Raw genomic sequence first — 16,328 nt, forward strand, 5'->3', positions numbered from 1 at the left:
AAGCCCCCGCAGTTATTGCGGGGGCTTCTTCATTACTTCATCCATTCAGTATGGAAGATGCCTTCTTTATCTGTGCGTTCATACGTATGCGCGCCGAAGTAATCACGCTGCGCTTGAATCAAGTTTGCAGGAAGCACTGCCGTACGGTAGCTGTCGTAATACGCAAGTGCGCTTGAGAACGAAGGTACCGGCACGCCTTGGGCTACGGCAAGTGAAATCACTTGGCGAAGGGCGCCTTGGTAGCTTTCTGCAATGTTTTTGAAGTAGCTGTCTAACAGCAGGTTGTCAAGCTCCGGTTCACGGTCATATGCGTCTTTGATCTTTTGCAGGAACGCCGCGCGGATGATACAGCCGCCGCGGAAGATCATCGCGATTTCACCGTATTTCAGATCCCAGTTATATTCTTCAGACGCGGCTTTCATTTGGGCGAAGCCTTGTGCGTAAGAACAGATTTTACTCATGAAGAGCGCTTTTCTGACCGCTTCGATCAGCTCTTCTTTATTTTCAGTGACCGGCTTAACGTCTGGCCCGGACAGAAGGCTGCTTGCTTTCACACGCTCTTCTTTCATTGCGGAAATGAAACGCGCAAAAACAGATTCAGTGATAATCGGAAGCGGCACGCCTAAGTCAAGAGCACTTTGGCTTGTCCATTTACCCGTTCCTTTTTGGCCTGCTTTATCAAGGATGACGTCAACAAGCGGTTTGCCCGTTTCTTCATCTTTTTTAGTGAAAATGTCAGCCGTGATTTCGATCAGATAGCTGTCAAGCTCTCCTTTGTTCCACTCAGCGAATACTTCGTGAAGCTCTTCGGCAGACAATCCGAGCACCTGTTTCAAAATGAAATATGACTCAGAGATCAGCTGCATGTCACCGTATTCGATACCGTTGTGCACCATTTTTACATAGTGCCCCGCTCCGTCCGGGCCGATGTATGTCGTACAAGCTTCTCCGTCCACTTTAGCAGAAATGGCTTCTAGAATCGGTTTCACGAGTTCGTGCGCTTCCTTTTGGCCGCCCGGCATAATAGAAGGCCCTTTCAGCGCTCCCTCTTCACCGCCTGATACACCCGTTCCGATAAAGTGAATGCCGCTTTCGGCAAGCTCTTTGTTCCGGCGCTGTGTATCTTTATAGTATGTATTTCCGCCGTCAATCAAAATATCGTCTTTTTCCAGATGAGGAAGAAGAGATTGAATCGTCGCATCCGTTGCAGTTCCCGCTTTAACCATTAATAAAATTTTACGGGGTGTTTCAAGAGACTGGACAAACTCCTCAATGCTGTATGTACCGACAACATTTTTGCCTTTTGCCTCTTCTAAAAACTCTTCCGTTTTGCTGCTTGATCTGTTGTATACAGACACAGAAAATCCCCGGCTTTCGATGTTAAGAGCCAGATTTTTACCCATTACCGCAAGACCGATAACTCCGATTTGTTGTTTTGACATATTCTAACGTCCCTTCTTCAAACGTTTAACCATTTTAAAATTTAAATTAAAATAAAATGATATTTATACTAAAGAAATTATCATACATAACCCCTTTTTTCAAGTTATTCACCTTTTCTTTTCATCCTGGAAAAAGTCTCTGTTAAAGCTCGTTCCCCTTGTTTTACTTTCTTCTTTTTTTATAACGGCGCCTTTTCTGATCAGGTTTTGGCCGTACTTTTCATTCAGCTCGTTCATCATCTGAAAAATTGGCTCATCCTTTGCGTCCTCCTTGAATGAAAACAGATCAAGCTGTTTATACGCCTGCTGTTTTTCAACCAGTTCCGTTCCGGTGATGCCGAGAAGCCTTACCGGGTTTTGGTTCCAGTGCTTGTCAAACAGTTCCATCGCCGCTTCCATGATGTCTTTTTTCTGATCAGCCGGATTGCTGAGGGTCATGCTTCTTGTGACTGTTTTCCAATCCGCATACCGAATCATGATGAACAGCCGGCAGGCCATGACCTCCTTGCGCTGGAGCCGTTCGCTCACAGACAGCGCGAGCCGTTCAAACACGCCCGTTAATTCATCCCAGTCAGCCGAATCATGCGACAGGGTGGATGAGTTGCCGACGCTTTTAAATTCATAAATCCGCTCGGGATTGACTTCTGCAGGATGGATGCCGTTCGCTTTATCCTTCAGCCTCGGGCCGTTTATGCCGAGAAGCGTTTTCAGCGCATGTTCATCTCCTTTTGCCAAATCACCGATCGTTTTGATGCCGAGCGTTTTTATTTTTTCCGCAGTTTTCGTTCCTATACCGTGCATCTCTTCAATCGGAAGAGGCCATAAGACGTCCGGCAGCTCTCTTTTTCTTAAAATGGTGATGCCGAGCGGTTTTTTCATGTCAGACGCCATTTTAGCGAGAAATTTATTCGGGGCGATGCCGATGCTTGACGGGAGCAAAAGCTCTTTTTGCAGTCTCGCCTGAATGTCTTCGGCTGTCTCATACGCCCTGTGTCTGTGCGGTGTGTCCGTAATATCCATGTATCCTTCATCAATAGAAACAGGCTCGACTAAATCCGTATACTCCCTCAGAATGCTGAACATTTCTTTTGATGAACTCCGGTAGCGGTCAAAATTCGGAGGCACGACGATGAGTTCCGGACAGAGGCGTTTTGCCCGCCACACCGGCATGGTGGTCTTTACGCCCCGCGCTCTCGCTTCGTAGCTGCAGGTGACGATGATTCCTTTCCGTTCCTTCACGTTTCCGGCAACGGCGATAGGTTTTCCTCTTAAAGACGGATCATACGCCATTTCTACGGAGGCATAAAAACTGTTCATATCGATATGAAATATAATTCTCCCTTTTCCGGCCACTCCCGGCGCCTCCTTTCCTTTCATAGACAACCTTATATATATGTAGTAAAATAAGAGCTGAATGGATGTGATAAAATGATTCTTGAGTCAATGAATGACTTTTTATTTTTAGTCGATTTTTTCACAATTATTCTTCCCGCTCTGACCGCGATCGGCATCGCTTTTCTTTTGCGTGAGCGCCGCGCAGGCGAGCATTGGAGAACGAAACGAATAGATGAACATCAAGCAGTCGTTCAGCTGAACCGAACAGACTTTCTTATTATTATATATCATCGCATTACAACTTGGATACGTAAAGTCATCCGCATGAATTCACCGGCGAATGATGATGAAGATGTCAGCTTCCTCCTTTTATAACGGCAAGTGAAGATAAAAAGGAGGAGACATAATTGTCTAAAACATATCAAAAATGGATCGCATTCGGATTGTTTTTTATCGTACTGTGCACAGGCCGCTCGGCTTTTGCGGCGACATCTCAGACTCAGACGGGAGGCCTCGGGAATATCGGTTTTTTCCACGATTACCTGATCGAGCCGTTTTCGGCACTTTTAAAAGGTGTGGCGGGCCTGTTCCACGGTGAGTACGGACTGTCGATTATTCTGGTGACGATTATCGTCCGGATCGTTGTATTGCCTTTGTTTGTGAACCAATTTAAGAAACAGCGGGTGTTCCAGGAAAAAATGGCTGTGATCAAACCGCAGGTCGACAGCATCCAGGCTAAAATAAAACAAACGAAAGATGCGGAAAAACAAAAAGAACTGCAAATGGAAATGATGAAGCTTTACCGTGAGCACAATCTGAATCCGATGGCAATGGGATGTCTTCCGATGCTGGTGCAATTCCCGATTTTGATCGGTTTTTATTACGCCATCCGCTCAACGCCGGAAATCGCTTCACACTCATTTCTGTGGTTCAGCTTAGGGCATTCTGATATTCTTGTATCACTGTGCGCGGGGGCCGTGTATTTCTTACAGGCTTATATTTCCCAAAAATTAAACGAGAAATATTCACCGGCTGCTCAAAATCCGGCCGCGATGCAGTCAGCAAAAATCATGGTCTTTATTTTCCCTGTCATGATGACCATTTTTTCACTTAACGTACCGGCTGCGCTGCCGCTTTACTGGTTTACAAGCGGACTGTTTTTGACAGTGCAGAATGTACTTTTACAGCAGACGCATCATAAAAAGAAACAAGCTGCGGCTCAGGCGGAGCCCGCCAAATCATAATACTGAAACCCTGCCCGAAACCTATCCGGCAGGGTTTTTTTCTTGTATCTGCAAGGCTTTAAGCCAATTATCATGAAGAATGAAAAAAGCACCCAAATTGGGTGCTTCGTTTTTAGTTGGCCGCTGTTTCGATAATGGCAACGACCATTTCCGCCGTTTTGACGAGCTCTTCAATCGGCATTTTTTCATTTTTCGTATGGATTTGTTCATAGCCTACTGACAGGTTGACTGTCGGAATGCCGTGGCCGGCAATGACGTTTGCGTCACTTCCGCCGCCGCTTGTCTGAAGTTCGCTCGGCCGGCCGATTTTTGCCGCCGCTTTTTTCGCGACTTCCACAACCTGATCGCCGTCCTGATATTTGAAACCCGGATACATGACCGCGATGTCCACTTCCGCGCGGCCTCCCATCTCAGCTGCAGCAGATTCGAAAGCTTCTTTCATTTTCTGCACTTGCGCTTCCATTTTTTCAGGCACTAATGAACGCGCTTCAGCCAGAATATCAACCTGGTCGCAGACGATATTGGTTTGCGTGCCGCCTTCGAAACGTCCGATATTAGCCGTTGTTTCTTTATCAATACGGCCGAGCGGCATTTTAGAGATAGCTTTTGACGCGATTGTAATCGCGGAGATGCCTTTTTCCGGTTCTACTCCCGCATGAGCCGTTTTACCGAAAATGGTTGCTCTCACTTTCGCTTGTGTCGGCGCGGCTACAATAATGTTGCCGACTTTTCCGTCTGAATCAAGCGCAAAACCGTATTTCGCGGTAATGTCTGAACGATCCATTGCTTTTGCCCCGACTAATCCCGATTCTTCTCCGGCCGTGATAATGAATTCAATGGTGCCGTGCTCGATGTTTTGTTCTTTCAGCACTTTAATGGCTTCAAACATTGCAGCAAGACCCGTCTTATCATCAGCGCCGAGAATCGTCGTGCCGTCGGATTTTACATAGCCGTCTTCCACAATCGGCTTAACGCCTTTGCCGGGGACAACCGTGTCCATGTGCGATGTGAAATAAATCGTATCCGCATCTTTTGTGCCCTTTAACGTACAGATTAAGTTGCCGGCGCCATGCCCCGTCACTTCTTTTGTATCATCTTCTTTTACGCTCAATCCTAAATCAGTGAATTTTTGTTTGAGCACCTTGCTGATTTCCGCTTCATGTTTTGTCTCTGAATCAATTTGAACGAGTTCAAGAAATTCTTCAAGCAGACGTTTTTCGTTTACCATTTTCAGTTCCCTCCGTTTAAAGCGGTATATTACCGTGCTTTTTTTTCGGTCTTTCCTCTTCCTTATGCGCAAGCATGTCAAATGCCTGAATCAATTTTTTCCTCGAGTCTTCCGGCCGGATGATATCATCCACCATTCCGCAGGCCGCCGCTTTATACGGACCGGCGTTTTCCTTTTCGTAAATGGCTTTTTTTTCGCGCTTCGTTTTCTCCGGGTCGTCAGAAGCCTGTATGTCTCTGCTGTATAAAATCGACGCCGCGCCTTCCGCTCCCATCACGGCGATTTCCGCATTGGGCCAGGCGAATACAAGATCTGCCCCGAGCCCTTTCGAATTCATGGCGACATAGGCGCCTCCGTAGGCTTTTCTGATGATGAGCGTCACTTTCGGCACCGTCGCTTCGGCAAAAGCATACAGCAATTTTGCTCCGTGACGGATGATCCCCGCATGCTCCTGCTGAAGGCCCGGAAGAAATCCAGGAACATCAGCGATCGTCAATAACGGAATATGAAACGCGTCGCAAAAACGGATGAATCTCGACGCTTTGTCAGCGGCATCAATCGTGAGGCTTCCCGCCAAGTGTTTCGGCTGATTTGCGACAACACCGACTGTACGCCGTCCGAGTTTCAGAAAACCGACAGCAATGTTTTTGGCAAAATACGGCTGAATGTCAAAAAACGTTCCGTCATCCGCCAGCTCTTTTATTACCTGTAACACATCGTAAGGTTTCGAACTGTCCGCGGGAACGAGGGTATTTAATAACGGTCTGGCGTCTTCCTTTTTAACGGGCAATGCCGTCTGTCCGCCGTGCGGGAGATAAGAAAGCAGGGTTTTCACAGCGGAAAGAGCCTCTTTTTCCGTTCGTGCGGAATAGTGGGCATTTCCGCTTATCACATTATGTATTCCCGCACCGCCTAAACTTGCCGCGTCAATCTGTTCACCCGTAACCTGTTCAATGACTTTCGGGCCTGTAATAAACATGTGCGACGTATGTTCCGCCATAATCACAAAATCCGTCAATGCGGGTGAATAAACAGCACCGCCGGCACACGGCCCAAGGATGACAGAAATTTGCGGAATCACTCCCGAGTAAAGGACGTTGCGCCTAAAGATATGACCGTATCCATTTAATGATACCACACCCTCTTGAATTCTCGCACCACCTGAGTCGTTCAGCCCGATGATCGGAGTTTTATTTTTCGCCGCCAGATCCATTACCGCCGCGATTTTTTCCGCATGTGTCTCGCCGAGCGTCCCGCCGAGTACGGTAAAGTCATGGGCAAACAAATACACGGGCCGTCCGTCAATTGTGCCGTATCCGGTAACGACTCCGTCTCCCGGAGCATTTCGGGACCCGGGCATGCGGCTTTTGGCAAACGGCTGCAGCTCTGAAAAACTGTCTTCGTCCAATAAATAGTCAATTCTTTCTCTTGCCGTCAGCTTGCCTTTTTTGTGCTGTTTTTCATTTTTTTCCGCACCGCCGCCATTTGTTAAAAAGGAACGTCTTTCGTTTAAGTGTCTGATATGATCACTCATGCTCATCTTGAGTTTCTCCTTTTTCAATTGTTTCACAAAGCTCAATCAGGACCCCGTTCGCCTCTTTTGGAGAGAGAAATGCGATCTTCTTCCCGCCCGCTCCTTTTTGCGGTTCATGATGGATCAAAGTCATGCGGCATGCTTCAAGCTCCTTGATCGTTTCCTTCATATCGGCGCAGCGGAATGCCAAATGATGCAGCCCTTCGCCTCTTTTCTGTAAAAAAGAGCTGACGGGAGACGCGTCCGACAGCGGCTCAATCAGCTCAAGCTTTGTGCCTCCCGCTTCTAAAAAAGCAACTCTCACATTTTGGCCGCTTACCAGCTCGTCTCCCATATACGTAAGCCCGAGCATCCGTTCGTAAAATCCTCTCGCAGCTTCTATAGAGCTGACGGCAATGCCGACATGATCAAGTTTTTTCATAGCGCGGCCACCTGCTTTCCGCCATAGGATATGGCTTGTTCATACAAGCAAAACACGTTAAAATGATAGACAGTAATCTTAAGGAGTGAAACAATGTCTCAAAAATTTATGAAAAGCGCCGTCATCGTCATTTTGGGCGTATTTATACTTTCAACCCTCCTCTCAGGCATTATGATGTATTTGCGGTAAAAAAGCAGGCGCCTCATTGCAAGGGGGTTTCCTGCTTTTTTATGAGGGCTTTCCGCTCTATTGCAATGTCCTCGAATGAGCGGTTTTCTTTTGTAATCAATACTTTCGTTCCGGGAGGAATAATCCGGAAAATACGGATGACATCCCGGTTTTTCATACGGATGCAGCCGTTTGATACAAACCCCCCGATCAGCTCTTCTCTGTTTGTTCCGTGAATGCCGTATATCCTGCCGTCGGTTCCTTTCGCGTCAAAACCGATCCAGCGGACGCCGAGCGGGTTTTCCGGCGCGCCTCCCTTTACATTTTTCTTCCGGTAATACGGATTGACGGCTTTGACCGTTACCGTAAATTCTCCTTCAGGCGTCAAATCATCCGTTTTTCCCGTCGCCACCTGATAAATGCCTTCTATTCGGTTATCCTTCACAACAGCAAGCGCATTTGTGGCTTTATTGACGATAATATAAGGGTCACCCGGCAAAGGATTCGCGCCAAGCGGTCAAAGCGGAGACAGCAGCAGGGCGGCTGACAATAAAAAAAATCGCATGGGCTCCCCTCCTTTTTTCATTAGAATGACCAATGAAAGGTGGACTCATGCGATTGATCCATATGTTTTTTACAGCTTGATGCCTTTGAAATAACTTTTAATCACGAGATATTGTTCCATCTCACCGAGGAGGTGGAACAAAGCCGCCCGAGCTTCAAACTCCTCGCGCGTTGCCGGGAGCGGCATTTCTTCAAATTCCGTTCTCATTTCTGCAAGTCTTTTTAAAAATTTATGAGCAGTATTGCCGGGATGAATGGCTTCCCTTAATTCATGGATGAAATGGGCGATTATTTTGCCCTGCTCCACCGTTATTGAAATAGAGGTAATCTTCGGCAGCAGCCGTTCAATGATTTCAAATTGTTTCTGTCTCATCTTAAAATAATGATAGTAGAGATTTTCATGGCGCAAAATATGATTCTGCACGTCCCGATAGGCGAGGTTTTTCGCCTCTTGAATCATCTGATGCGTCTCCGGTATTTCCTTCCCCGACCAATCTTGCTCACCAGTTAACAAATACCGTTCGATTTCGGCGAAGATGACGGAAAAGTTGTCCTCGATTTTTTTCCGGTACGCCGCGAGTTTTCTGTCGAGGCTCGGCATATACAGATTCATTAACAGCGCGACGCCGATACCTACGGTAATCAGCTGGAACTCATTCCAGATAAACGCCATCGTAATGCCGCCGGACATATATAAATGAAGAATGATTACTGAGCTGGTGACGATCCCTTCGTTTATTCTTAAAACGACTGTAGTCGGAATGAACAGCACCAGCAATATTCCGATCGCAAACGGGTAATAGCCGATCAGCCCGAAAAAGACATATGAGAAGACGATTGCCAATAAACAGGCGGCAAATCGGGCCCACGAGGCCTGAAGCGACCGCTTTTGCGTAATCTGGATGCACAATATGGTGATGATTCCTGCGGATGCGAAGTTTTGCAGATGCAACAGCTGGGCTAAATAAATGGCCAGCGCCGTTCCAAGTGCGGTCTTTAGTGTCCGGTAACCGATTTTAAACATTGCTTGCTCCATTCTGTTTGTTTCTTTCTCAAAAAAAAGAAGAAGAGCACCCTTCTTCTTTTCTTCCAGTTATATTTTATAATATTTTTTCTAAAAAGTCCTGTGCTCTTTTTGACTTCGGAGAAAGAAAAAATTCTTCCGGCTGCCCGTCTTCCACGATCGTCCCTTCATCCATAAATAATACACGGCCTGCGACTTCTTTGGCAAATCCCATTTCGTGCGTTACGATCACCATCGTCATGCCCGTCTGCGCAAGCTCTTTCATCACCTCAAGAACTTCTTTGACCATTTCCGGGTCAAGAGCCGAGGTCGGTTCATCAAACAGCATGATGTCAGGATTCATGGCAAGCGCACGCGCGATGGCGACCCGCTGCTTCTGTCCGCCTGACAAACGGTTCGGATAGTCGTTCCGTTTGTCAAGCAGTCCGACTTTTTCAAGGAGAGCGCACGCCTTTTCCTCCGCCTCCTTTTTAGACTCTTTCTTCACGCTGACCGGCGCGTATGTGATATTTTCAAGCACCGTTTTATGAGGAAACAAATGAAAATGCTGAAATACCATGCCGATATTTTCCCGCACTTTCAGTTTATTCGTTTTAGAGGCGGTAATTTCGTTTTCTTTAATGGCAATCGTTCCGCCGCTCGGGGTTTCCAGCAGATTTAAGCAGCGCAGAAACGTTGATTTGCCGGAACCGGAAGGGCCGATGACAGCGACGACTTCCCCTTCTTCGATCTGTGTTGAAATGTTTTTCAGTACTTCATGTTTCCCGAATGATTTTGACAGATTGTCGACCTTAATCATTGGCTTTCAGCTTCCTTTCTACGCCTTTTCCGATGAATGCTAAGATCAAAACGAGCACGTAATAGATTAAGCCCGCCACGATAAGAGGTTCTAAATAGTTGTATGTTGCGGCGCCAGACTGGTAGGCCCGTCTCATAATGTCGCCAAGACCGATAACTGTGACGATCGCCGATTCTTTCGTTAAGGTGATTAATTCGTTAATAATAGCCGGAGAAATGTTTTTAAACGCCTGCGGCAGCAGCAGATCTTTCATCATTTTTCCGTACGGCACGCCGAGAGCGACGGCAGCCTCTTTTTGTCCTTTGTCAATTGCGTTGATTCCCGCTCTGATAATTTCAGAGACGTAAGCGGCTGAATTGAGCGATAATGCGGTGACCGCCGCCCAAAATTGATCGATCTGAAAGCCGAGGAGCTGCGGCATACCGAAATAGATGATCATCAGCTGCAGCACGAGCGGCGTGCCGCGGAATATCGAAGTATAAAAATCCGCAATCCATTTCAGCGGACTGATCGTGCTGATTTTAAATAAGCTGAGCACGATGCCTAATACAAGACCGATGAGCGCTGAAACGAGCACGATTTTCAATGTGACCGCAAGGCCTTCCAATATAAAAGGAATTTGGGGGATTGTCGCTGAGAAATCCAAATTCATACGTGTGATCTCCTTTGTCTTTATTCAAGATAAAAAGCTCAACGAAAAGTTGAGCTTTCTTTTATTTCTCGTTGGTGAACCATTTTTTCTTCAGTTTTTCGATTTCTCCGTTTTTCTCCATTTCTTTCAGCGCTTTGTTGAACTTCGCTGTCAGATCACTGTCTTTGCGGAACGCAATCGCGGAACCCGATTCGTCTGATTTCGCATCTGCTGACGCAAAGCCCTGCAGATCATGATTTGAACTGAAATAGCCTTGTGCTACGATGTCTTCGATAATCGCGGCATCAAAACGCCCGGATTTGATCTCTTCGGTTAAGTCTGAGATCCGGTTGCGGTCTTCGAGCTGAAAACCGTATTTCGAAGCGAGCTTCTTGCCTTTTTCTTCTTGAATGGAGCCAAGCTGAACACCGACGGTTTTGCCTTTCAGATCACTCAGGGATTTAATGCTGCTTCCCTTTTTCGTAACGATCATATTGTTAGCAGTATAATAAATATCAGAAAAATCAACTTGCTTTTTCCGTTCCGGCGTAGGTGTCATTCCAGATAAAATCATATCTACCTGCTTGGACTTCAAAGCTGTAATCAGGCTGTTGAAGTCCATGTCCCGCACCTCAACGTCATAGCCGGTCTTTTTGCCCAGAGCTTTTGCCAGATCAACGTCAAACCCGGTGATCTGATCGCCGTCTTTATATTCAAATGGTTTATAGTCAGCCGATGTACCCATAATCAGCTTGTTCTTTCCGCCTTCTGAGCCTGAATTGCCTGATCCGCAGGCGGACAGCGCAAAGGTGATACATGCAGCAGCTAATACCAACAGCCATTTCTTCATGATTCATTTCCCCCATATCTACTGATCTCTTAAATTTGAATATTTATTCGTTAACTTGTATTTTAAACACTTTTTAATTGTGATGCAATACTATTTTTGAAAAATATATTTTCCTTTCTGTGTTTATTATAGTCATTGTTTTTCAGATTAGTGACAGCTGAACGCCGATGTATAAATATTTATATTTATACAGATTCCATATAAAAAAAACCCGCAAGCGCTTGGCTCCGGGGTTTTTCTTTCACTTATACTTCTTCACAATATTCTTCAAATGCTTCCTGCAGTTTTGTGACGACGGCCATCGGCTCATGGCCTTCAATTTCATGGCGTTCCACCATTTTCATGATTTTACCGTCTTTTAAAATGGCAAATGACGGAGAGGACGGCGGATAGCCTTCAAAGTATTCTCTCGCTTTGGCTGTCGCTTCTTTATCCTGTCCGGCAAATACCGTCACAAGCTGATCCGGGCGTTTATCGTAATGTACGGAATGGTACGCGGCAGGCCGTGCAATACCGCCTGCGCATCCGCACACAGAGTTGACCATGACGAGTGTCGTTCCTTTTTTCGAAAGCGCTTCGTCCACTTCCTCAGCGGTTTTCAGCTCTGTATACCCGGCGGCCGTGATTTCCTGGCGGGCTTGACGCACGACATCATTCATAAATAAATTAAAATCCATATTCAACTGGGACCTCTCCTTTTTGATCATCTCTTCTTATGATAGCAAGGAACCTCCCTATCGGCAAATGACACCGCTCATATCCAATTGTTTTTTGTCCCTTTTATGTTCCCGATGTAAGTTTATGACCCTTTAAAAACGGGAAACTTGGTAAGGATATTGTCTGAAATAAAGGAGCAGTCATATGAGCCAACGGAAAGCAGTTTTAATTTATAACGGAAACGCCGGTCAAAAGCAGATTGATAAAACGCTCGGCACGGTCGTCCCCATTTTGGCCCAGTCAGCTGACGAACTTTTGATTAAACCGACCAAACATCAGGATGATGCCCGTCAGTATTGTGAAAATCTCGACAGTTCAGTTGACCATTTATATATTTTAGGCGGGGACGGCACTGTGCATCAATGCATCAACAGCATCAGCAAGCTTGATCACAGACCCGCTGTCGGCATTTTGCCGGGAGGAACGTGCAACGATTTCTCCCGGGCGCTCGGCATCCCGCAAAACCTTCAAAAGGCCGCTGAAGCGCTCGCGGGCGGACATAAACGGATGATTGACGTCTGTAAAACGGATGACGGCTATTTTCTGAACTTCTTGGGCATCGGACTGATCACCGAAGCATCAAGCCATATCAATGAAACTGAAAAAGCATGGCTTGGTAAAATCAGCTACTTCACGAGCGCCTTGCGGACGATGACAAGCGCGAACCCGTTTCCTGTCAAATTGACGATTGACGGCGAGGTGAAAGAAGACGAAGCCGTAATGGTGCTTGTCATGAACGGGCATTATATCGGGACAAACAGAGTTCCCCTGCCTGATGCCAGCCTCCGGGACGGCTTAGCCGATGTGTTAATCTGCCGCAACACAAGCCTTGCCGCGCTGCGGGAGCTGATGACGATGGAGCAGGGTTCATTTGATGATTTCAAAGGGGAGCTGTCCTATATTCAGGCCTCCAGAATTGAAATCGAAACCGGACGTGAAATGGACGCGGATACAGATGGCGAGGTATACGGAACAACACCTTGTACGATCGAAGTGAAAAAACATCATCTCACTATGCTTGTTCCCGAGGATTCACAATGAAAATAAAAAAGCTCCTTTTGCCGCCCGGGCAAAAGGAGTTTTTTTAATAGACGGAAGTATGTTCATCAATGTTTTCTAAGATCTCTTTGACGCGTCCGAGGAATCGGCCGCACACGAGCCCGTCGAGCACCCTGTGATCTAAAGACAGGCAAAGATTAACCATATCACGAACGGCGATCATCCCGTTATTCATGACAACCGGACGTTTGACGATAGATTCTACCTGAAGAATCGCCGCCTGGGGATGGTTGATAATGCCCATAGATTGAACTGAGCCGAAAGATCCCGTGTTATTGACGGTAAATGTGCCGCCCTGCATATCTTCCGCGGTAAGTTTTCCGTTTCTCACTTTTTTCGCAAGGTCCGTTATTTCTCTGGCTATGCCTTTAATCGTTTTTTCATCAGCATGCTTAATAACCGGAACAAACAGCGAATCTTCCGTGGCAACGGCAATGGAGATGTTGATGTCTTTCTTTTGGACGATTTTGTCTCCCGCCCACATGCTGTTCATCTGCGGGAACTCCTTGAGAGCCTGCGCCGCCGCTTTTACAAAGAAAGCGAAAAACGTTAAATTAAAGCCTTCTTTCTGTTTAAATGAGTCTTTAATGCTGTTTCTGTACGCCGTCATGTTCGTGACGTCGACTTCCATCATCGTCCAGGCATGTGGAATTTCTGTTTTGCTTTTATGCATATTGGCGGCGATGGCTTTTCTGACGCCTGTAACCGGAATTTCAATATCACCGGCTGACAGAGCTGGTGCCGGTGCTTGTTTTTGCTGTTGTTTCGGCGCTTGTTGCGTTGTTTGAACGGCAGCCGGCGCCGGTGCTTCCGACTTCTGCTGCATTCCCGAATCAATGATCTTTTGAATGTCTTTTCGCGTAATTCTTCCGCCTGCACCCGTTCCTTCAACTTCTTCAAGCTGAATGCCGTGTTCTCCCGCTAATCTGAGCACGGCCGGCGAATAACGCGCTTTATTTGACTGATCTTTACCTTGACGGTTTGCATCGGTGTCTGAAGGGGTATTCTGCTCTTCTTCCCGCTTCGGCGCCTCTTCGGTTTCCGTTTCTTCTGTTTCAATTTTGCAGATGATCTCGCCGACTGCAAGAGTCTGGCCTTCTTCTCCTACAAGTTCTGTAATCGTACCGGTAAAAGAAGACGGCACCTCCGCATTCACTTTATCCGTCATGACCTCCGCAATGGGGTCATATTTATTCACTTGATCACCGGGGGATACCAGCCACTTGCTGATCGTCCCTTCCGTCACGCTCTCTCCGAGCTGAGGCATAGCCATTTGTTCAATCGCCATGTCAAAAACCTCCTTACGTCTTTAAAACTCCGCTAATTCTCTCATCGCGGCTTCTGCTTTGTCAGGATTCATCATGAAGTATTTTTCCATTGCCGGCGCATAAGGCATTGCCGGAACATCAGGACCTGCAAGCCGCTTGATCGGCGCGTCTAAATCAAATAAGCAGTTTTCAGAAATAATGGCGGCGACTTCGCTCATAATGCCGCCTTCTTTCGTATCTTCTGTGATCAGCAATACTTTTCCCGTTTTAGACGCGGCTTCAATGATGGCTTCTTTATCTAACGGATAAACCGTACGCAAGTCTAATACGTGTGCGGAAATTCCGTCTTTTTCAAGACGCTCGGCAGCCTGCAGAGCAAAATGGACGCATAATCCGTACGTAATGACAGTAATGTCGCTGCCTTCGCGTTTTACATCCGCCTTTCCGATCGGAAGGACGTAATCATCCGCAGGGACTTCGCCTTTAATCAGACGGTACGCCCTCTTATGTTCGAAAAACAGCACCGGATCTTCGTCACGGACTGCAGCTTTCAACAGCCCTTTTGCGTCATAAGGAGTTGAAGGCATGACAATTTTAAGGCCCGGCTGGTTGGCAAAAATGGCCTCCACAGATTGGGAATGATACAACGCGCCGTGCACGCCGCCGCCGTAAGGCGCTCTGATGACCATCGGACAGCTCCAATCATTGTTTGAACGGTAGCGTATTTTTGCCGCTTCTGAAATGATTTGGTTGACCGCAGGCAGAATGAAATCAGCAAACTGCATCTCGGCAATCGGGCGCATGCCGTACATCGCGGCGCCGATCCCGACACCGGCAATCGCTGATTCAGCAAGCGGCGTATCCATCACCCGCTCTTCTCCGAACTGTTCATAGAGACCTGCCGTGGCTTTAAACACGCCGCCTTTTCTCCCGACGTCTTCCCCGAGAACAAACACGCGCGGATCTCTTTCCATTTCTTCTTTCATTGCTGCATTAATACTGTCAATATAAGACATTACAGACATAAGTATTCCTCCCTACTTCGCATAAACGTGATCAAGCGTTGATTCAGGAGATGCGTATGGCGCTTTCTCCGCTTCGTCTGTCGCTTCGTTTACGATAGCCATGATGTCATCCAGCATGGTCTTTTCTTCTTCTTCACCTAGAAGCCCGGCTTCTTGCAAGTATGCTTTGTATAAAAGAAGCGGATCTTGTTTCTTTGCTTCTTCTACTTCTTCGCGTTCTCTGTAGCTGCTGTCGTCGTCATCACTGGAATGCGGCGTCAAACGGTAGGAAACCGTTTCTATTAATGTAGGGCCTTCGCCTTTAGACGCCCGTTCGCGCGCTTCTTTTACGACCCGGTAAACTTCCAGCAGGTCGTTTCCGTCAACAGTGACTCCCGGCATGCCGTAGCCTGCCGCCCGGTCGGATATTTTCTCGCACGCCACCTGTTTGTCATACGGGACAGAAATGGCATACTTATTGTTTTCACACATGAAAATGACCGGCAGTTTATACACGGCGGCAAAGTTTGCCCCTTCGTGAAAATCCCCCTGGTTGGAAGATCCTTCTCCAAAGGTAACAAAAGAGACGATATCCTTTTTATCCATGCGTCCCGCAAGCGCGATTCCGACTGCATGAGGAACCTGCGTCGTAACAGGGGATGAGCCCGTTACGATTCTGTTTTCCTTTTGCCCGAAGTGGCCCGGCATCTGCCTTCCGCCAGAGTTCGGGTCAGCTGCTTTCGCAAAACCCGACATCATCAAATCCTTTGCAGTCATACCGAATGCAAGCACAACCCCTATATCTCTGTAGTACGGAAGCACATAGTCGGTATCACGGTTTAAGGCATAGGCCGCGCCTACTTGTGCCGCTTCCTGTCCTTGACATGAAACAACGAACGGAATTTTGCCCGAGCGGTTTAAGAGCCACATTCTTTCGTCGATTTTTCTGGCTAACAGCATAGTTCTATACATTTCAACGGCTTCTTCGTCAGAGAGCCCTAATGCTTGATGGCGGTTTGTAGTCATTCAAACCCCTCCTT

General features: G+C 47.1%; 17 protein-coding genes and 1 pseudogene. 4 read left to right on the top strand and 14 right to left on the bottom strand.

Features of this window, described 5'->3' with window-relative positions; genetic code table 11:
- Positions 1 to 32: 32 nt before the first annotated feature.
- Complete coding sequence (gene gndA, locus G4O42_RS11225; RefSeq protein WP_007408395.1) at positions 33 to 1,442, bottom strand: NADP-dependent phosphogluconate dehydrogenase; 1,410 nt, start codon at positions 1,440 to 1,442, stop codon at positions 33 to 35.
- Positions 1,443 to 1,550: 108 nt separating this feature from the next.
- Positions 1,551 to 2,795 (bottom strand): DNA polymerase IV, encoded by a 1,245-nt coding sequence (locus G4O42_RS11230; RefSeq protein WP_032874108.1) that lies wholly within the window; start codon positions 2,793 to 2,795, stop codon positions 1,551 to 1,553.
- Positions 2,796 to 2,870: 75 nt separating this feature from the next.
- On the opposite strand from G4O42_RS11230, the gene G4O42_RS11235 reads away from it, so the two are divergent.
- Positions 2,871 to 3,152 (top strand): hypothetical protein, encoded by a 282-nt coding sequence (locus G4O42_RS11235; protein ID WP_003153239.1) that lies wholly within the window; start codon positions 2,871 to 2,873, stop codon positions 3,150 to 3,152.
- 32 nt (positions 3,153 to 3,184) lie between these two features.
- Positions 3,185 to 4,021 carry a membrane protein insertase YidC gene (locus G4O42_RS11240; protein WP_032874105.1) on the top strand — a complete coding sequence of 279 codons (837 nt, stop codon included), beginning with the start codon at positions 3,185 to 3,187 and terminating at the stop codon, positions 4,019 to 4,021.
- A 112-nt stretch (positions 4,022 to 4,133) separates the two neighbouring features.
- Here G4O42_RS11240 and G4O42_RS11245 read toward each other — a convergent pair whose 3' ends face one another.
- The 3 genes from G4O42_RS11245 to mce are packed head-to-tail and all read right to left on the bottom strand — an operon-like array spanning position 4,134 to position 7,204.
- Positions 4,134 to 5,249 carry a tripeptidase T gene (locus G4O42_RS11245; protein ID WP_003153237.1) on the bottom strand — a complete coding sequence of 372 codons (1,116 nt, stop codon included), beginning with the start codon at positions 5,247 to 5,249 and terminating at the stop codon, positions 4,134 to 4,136.
- Between the two features lie 16 nt (positions 5,250 to 5,265).
- Positions 5,266 to 6,789 carry an acyl-CoA carboxylase subunit beta gene (locus G4O42_RS11250; RefSeq protein WP_032874103.1) on the bottom strand — a complete coding sequence of 508 codons (1,524 nt, stop codon included), beginning with the start codon at positions 6,787 to 6,789 and terminating at the stop codon, positions 5,266 to 5,268.
- Entirely contained in the window at positions 6,776 to 7,204 is a 429-nt protein-coding gene (mce, locus tag G4O42_RS11255) for a methylmalonyl-CoA epimerase (RefSeq protein ID WP_032874101.1), read from the bottom strand. The genes G4O42_RS11250 and mce overlap by 14 nt, the downstream gene beginning before the upstream one ends.
- A 93-nt stretch (positions 7,205 to 7,297) precedes the next feature.
- Here mce and prli42 point away from each other — a divergent pair, with 93 nt between their 5' ends.
- Positions 7,298 to 7,393 (top strand): stressosome-associated protein Prli42, encoded by a 96-nt coding sequence (prli42, locus tag G4O42_RS11260; protein ID WP_007408390.1) that lies wholly within the window; start codon positions 7,298 to 7,300, stop codon positions 7,391 to 7,393.
- A 13-nt stretch (positions 7,394 to 7,406) separates the two neighbouring features.
- On the opposite strand, the pseudogene G4O42_RS11265 reads toward prli42, so the two are convergent.
- The 6 genes and pseudogenes from G4O42_RS11265 to brxB form a co-directional block, all read right to left on the bottom strand.
- Positions 7,407 to 7,937 (bottom strand): annotated as a pseudogene (locus G4O42_RS11265) (L,D-transpeptidase).
- 69 nt (positions 7,938 to 8,006) lie between these two features.
- Entirely contained in the window at positions 8,007 to 8,960 is a 954-nt protein-coding gene (locus G4O42_RS11270) for an aromatic acid exporter family protein (RefSeq protein ID WP_032874154.1), read from the bottom strand.
- A 76-nt stretch (positions 8,961 to 9,036) separates the two neighbouring features.
- Complete coding sequence (gene artM, locus G4O42_RS11275; RefSeq protein ID WP_032874098.1) at positions 9,037 to 9,759, bottom strand: arginine ABC transporter ATP-binding protein ArtM; 723 nt, start codon at positions 9,757 to 9,759, stop codon at positions 9,037 to 9,039.
- Positions 9,752 to 10,411 carry an arginine ABC transporter permease ArtQ gene (gene artQ / locus G4O42_RS11280; RefSeq protein ID WP_032874096.1) on the bottom strand — a complete coding sequence of 220 codons (660 nt, stop codon included), beginning with the start codon at positions 10,409 to 10,411 and terminating at the stop codon, positions 9,752 to 9,754. Before artQ ends, artM begins: the two co-directional genes overlap by 8 nt.
- 61 nt (positions 10,412 to 10,472) lie before the next feature.
- Complete coding sequence (gene artP, locus G4O42_RS11285) at positions 10,473 to 11,240, bottom strand: arginine ABC transporter substrate-binding protein ArtP (RefSeq protein ID WP_032874094.1); 768 nt, start codon at positions 11,238 to 11,240, stop codon at positions 10,473 to 10,475.
- Between the two features lie 245 nt (positions 11,241 to 11,485).
- On the bottom strand, positions 11,486 to 11,923 hold the full coding sequence (gene brxB, locus G4O42_RS11290) for a bacilliredoxin BrxB (RefSeq protein ID WP_003153223.1): 438 nt from the start codon (positions 11,921 to 11,923) through the stop codon (positions 11,486 to 11,488).
- 178 nt (positions 11,924 to 12,101) lie between these two features.
- Here brxB and G4O42_RS11295 point away from each other — a divergent pair, with 178 nt between their 5' ends.
- On the top strand, positions 12,102 to 12,998 hold the full coding sequence (locus G4O42_RS11295; RefSeq protein ID WP_032874092.1) for a YegS/Rv2252/BmrU family lipid kinase: 897 nt from the start codon (positions 12,102 to 12,104) through the stop codon (positions 12,996 to 12,998).
- 43 nt (positions 12,999 to 13,041) lie between these two features.
- On the opposite strand, the gene G4O42_RS11300 is transcribed toward G4O42_RS11295, so the two are convergent.
- Genes G4O42_RS11300 through G4O42_RS11310 form a run of 3 tightly spaced genes read right to left on the bottom strand, consistent with a single transcriptional unit; the run spans position 13,042 to position 16,314 of the window.
- Positions 13,042 to 14,304, bottom strand: a complete 1,263-nt coding sequence (locus G4O42_RS11300; protein WP_032874090.1) for a dihydrolipoamide acetyltransferase family protein — start codon at positions 14,302 to 14,304, stop codon at positions 13,042 to 13,044.
- A gap of 21 nt (positions 14,305 to 14,325) precedes the next feature.
- Positions 14,326 to 15,309, bottom strand: a complete 984-nt coding sequence (gene bfmBAB / locus G4O42_RS11305) for a 3-methyl-2-oxobutanoate dehydrogenase subunit beta (protein WP_032874088.1) — start codon at positions 15,307 to 15,309, stop codon at positions 14,326 to 14,328.
- 12 nt (positions 15,310 to 15,321) lie between these two features.
- The gene (locus G4O42_RS11310; RefSeq protein ID WP_032874085.1) at positions 15,322 to 16,314 is read right to left on the bottom strand and encodes a thiamine pyrophosphate-dependent dehydrogenase E1 component subunit alpha; all 993 of its coding nucleotides are present in this window, start codon (positions 16,312 to 16,314) and stop codon (positions 15,322 to 15,324) included.
- Positions 16,315 to 16,328: the final 14 nt, after the last annotated feature.

It is taken from the genome of Bacillus sp. LUNF1 (assembly GCF_011008975.1).
GTDB classification, from domain to species: Bacteria; Bacillota; Bacilli; order Bacillales; family Bacillaceae; genus Bacillus; species Bacillus velezensis.

Excerpts from the sequence above, each read along its gene's own strand:
- gndA (WP_007408395.1), bottom strand. The coding sequence starts at position 1,442 with ATGTCAAAACAACAAATCGGAGTTATCGGTCTTGCGGTAATGGGTAAA.
- G4O42_RS11235 (WP_003153239.1), top strand. The coding sequence starts at position 2,871 with ATGATTCTTGAGTCAATGAATGACTTTTTATTTTTAGTCGATTTTTTC.
- G4O42_RS11245 (WP_003153237.1), bottom strand. The coding sequence starts at position 5,249 with ATGGTAAACGAAAAACGTCTGCTTGAAGAATTTCTTGAACTCGTTCAA.
- G4O42_RS11250 (WP_032874103.1), bottom strand. The coding sequence starts at position 6,789 with ATGAGCATGAGTGATCATATCAGACACTTAAACGAAAGACGTTCCTTT.
- mce (WP_032874101.1), bottom strand. The coding sequence starts at position 7,204 with ATGAAAAAACTTGATCATGTCGGCATTGCCGTCAGCTCTATAGAAGCT.
- prli42 (WP_007408390.1), top strand. The coding sequence starts at position 7,298 with ATGTCTCAAAAATTTATGAAAAGCGCCGTCATCGTCATTTTGGGCGTA.
- G4O42_RS11270 (WP_032874154.1), bottom strand. The coding sequence starts at position 8,960 with ATGTTTAAAATCGGTTACCGGACACTAAAGACCGCACTTGGAACGGCG.
- artM (WP_032874098.1), bottom strand. The coding sequence starts at position 9,759 with ATGATTAAGGTCGACAATCTGTCAAAATCATTCGGGAAACATGAAGTA.
- artQ (WP_032874096.1), bottom strand. The coding sequence starts at position 10,411 with ATGAATTTGGATTTCTCAGCGACAATCCCCCAAATTCCTTTTATATTG.
- artP (WP_032874094.1), bottom strand. The coding sequence starts at position 11,240 with ATGAAGAAATGGCTGTTGGTATTAGCTGCTGCATGTATCACCTTTGCG.
- G4O42_RS11295 (WP_032874092.1), top strand. The coding sequence starts at position 12,102 with ATGAGCCAACGGAAAGCAGTTTTAATTTATAACGGAAACGCCGGTCAA.
- G4O42_RS11300 (WP_032874090.1), bottom strand. The coding sequence starts at position 14,304 with ATGGCGATTGAACAAATGGCTATGCCTCAGCTCGGAGAGAGCGTGACG.
- bfmBAB (WP_032874088.1), bottom strand. The coding sequence starts at position 15,309 with ATGTCTGTAATGTCTTATATTGACAGTATTAATGCAGCAATGAAAGAA.
- G4O42_RS11310 (WP_032874085.1), bottom strand. The coding sequence starts at position 16,314 with ATGACTACAAACCGCCATCAAGCATTAGGGCTCTCTGACGAAGAAGCC.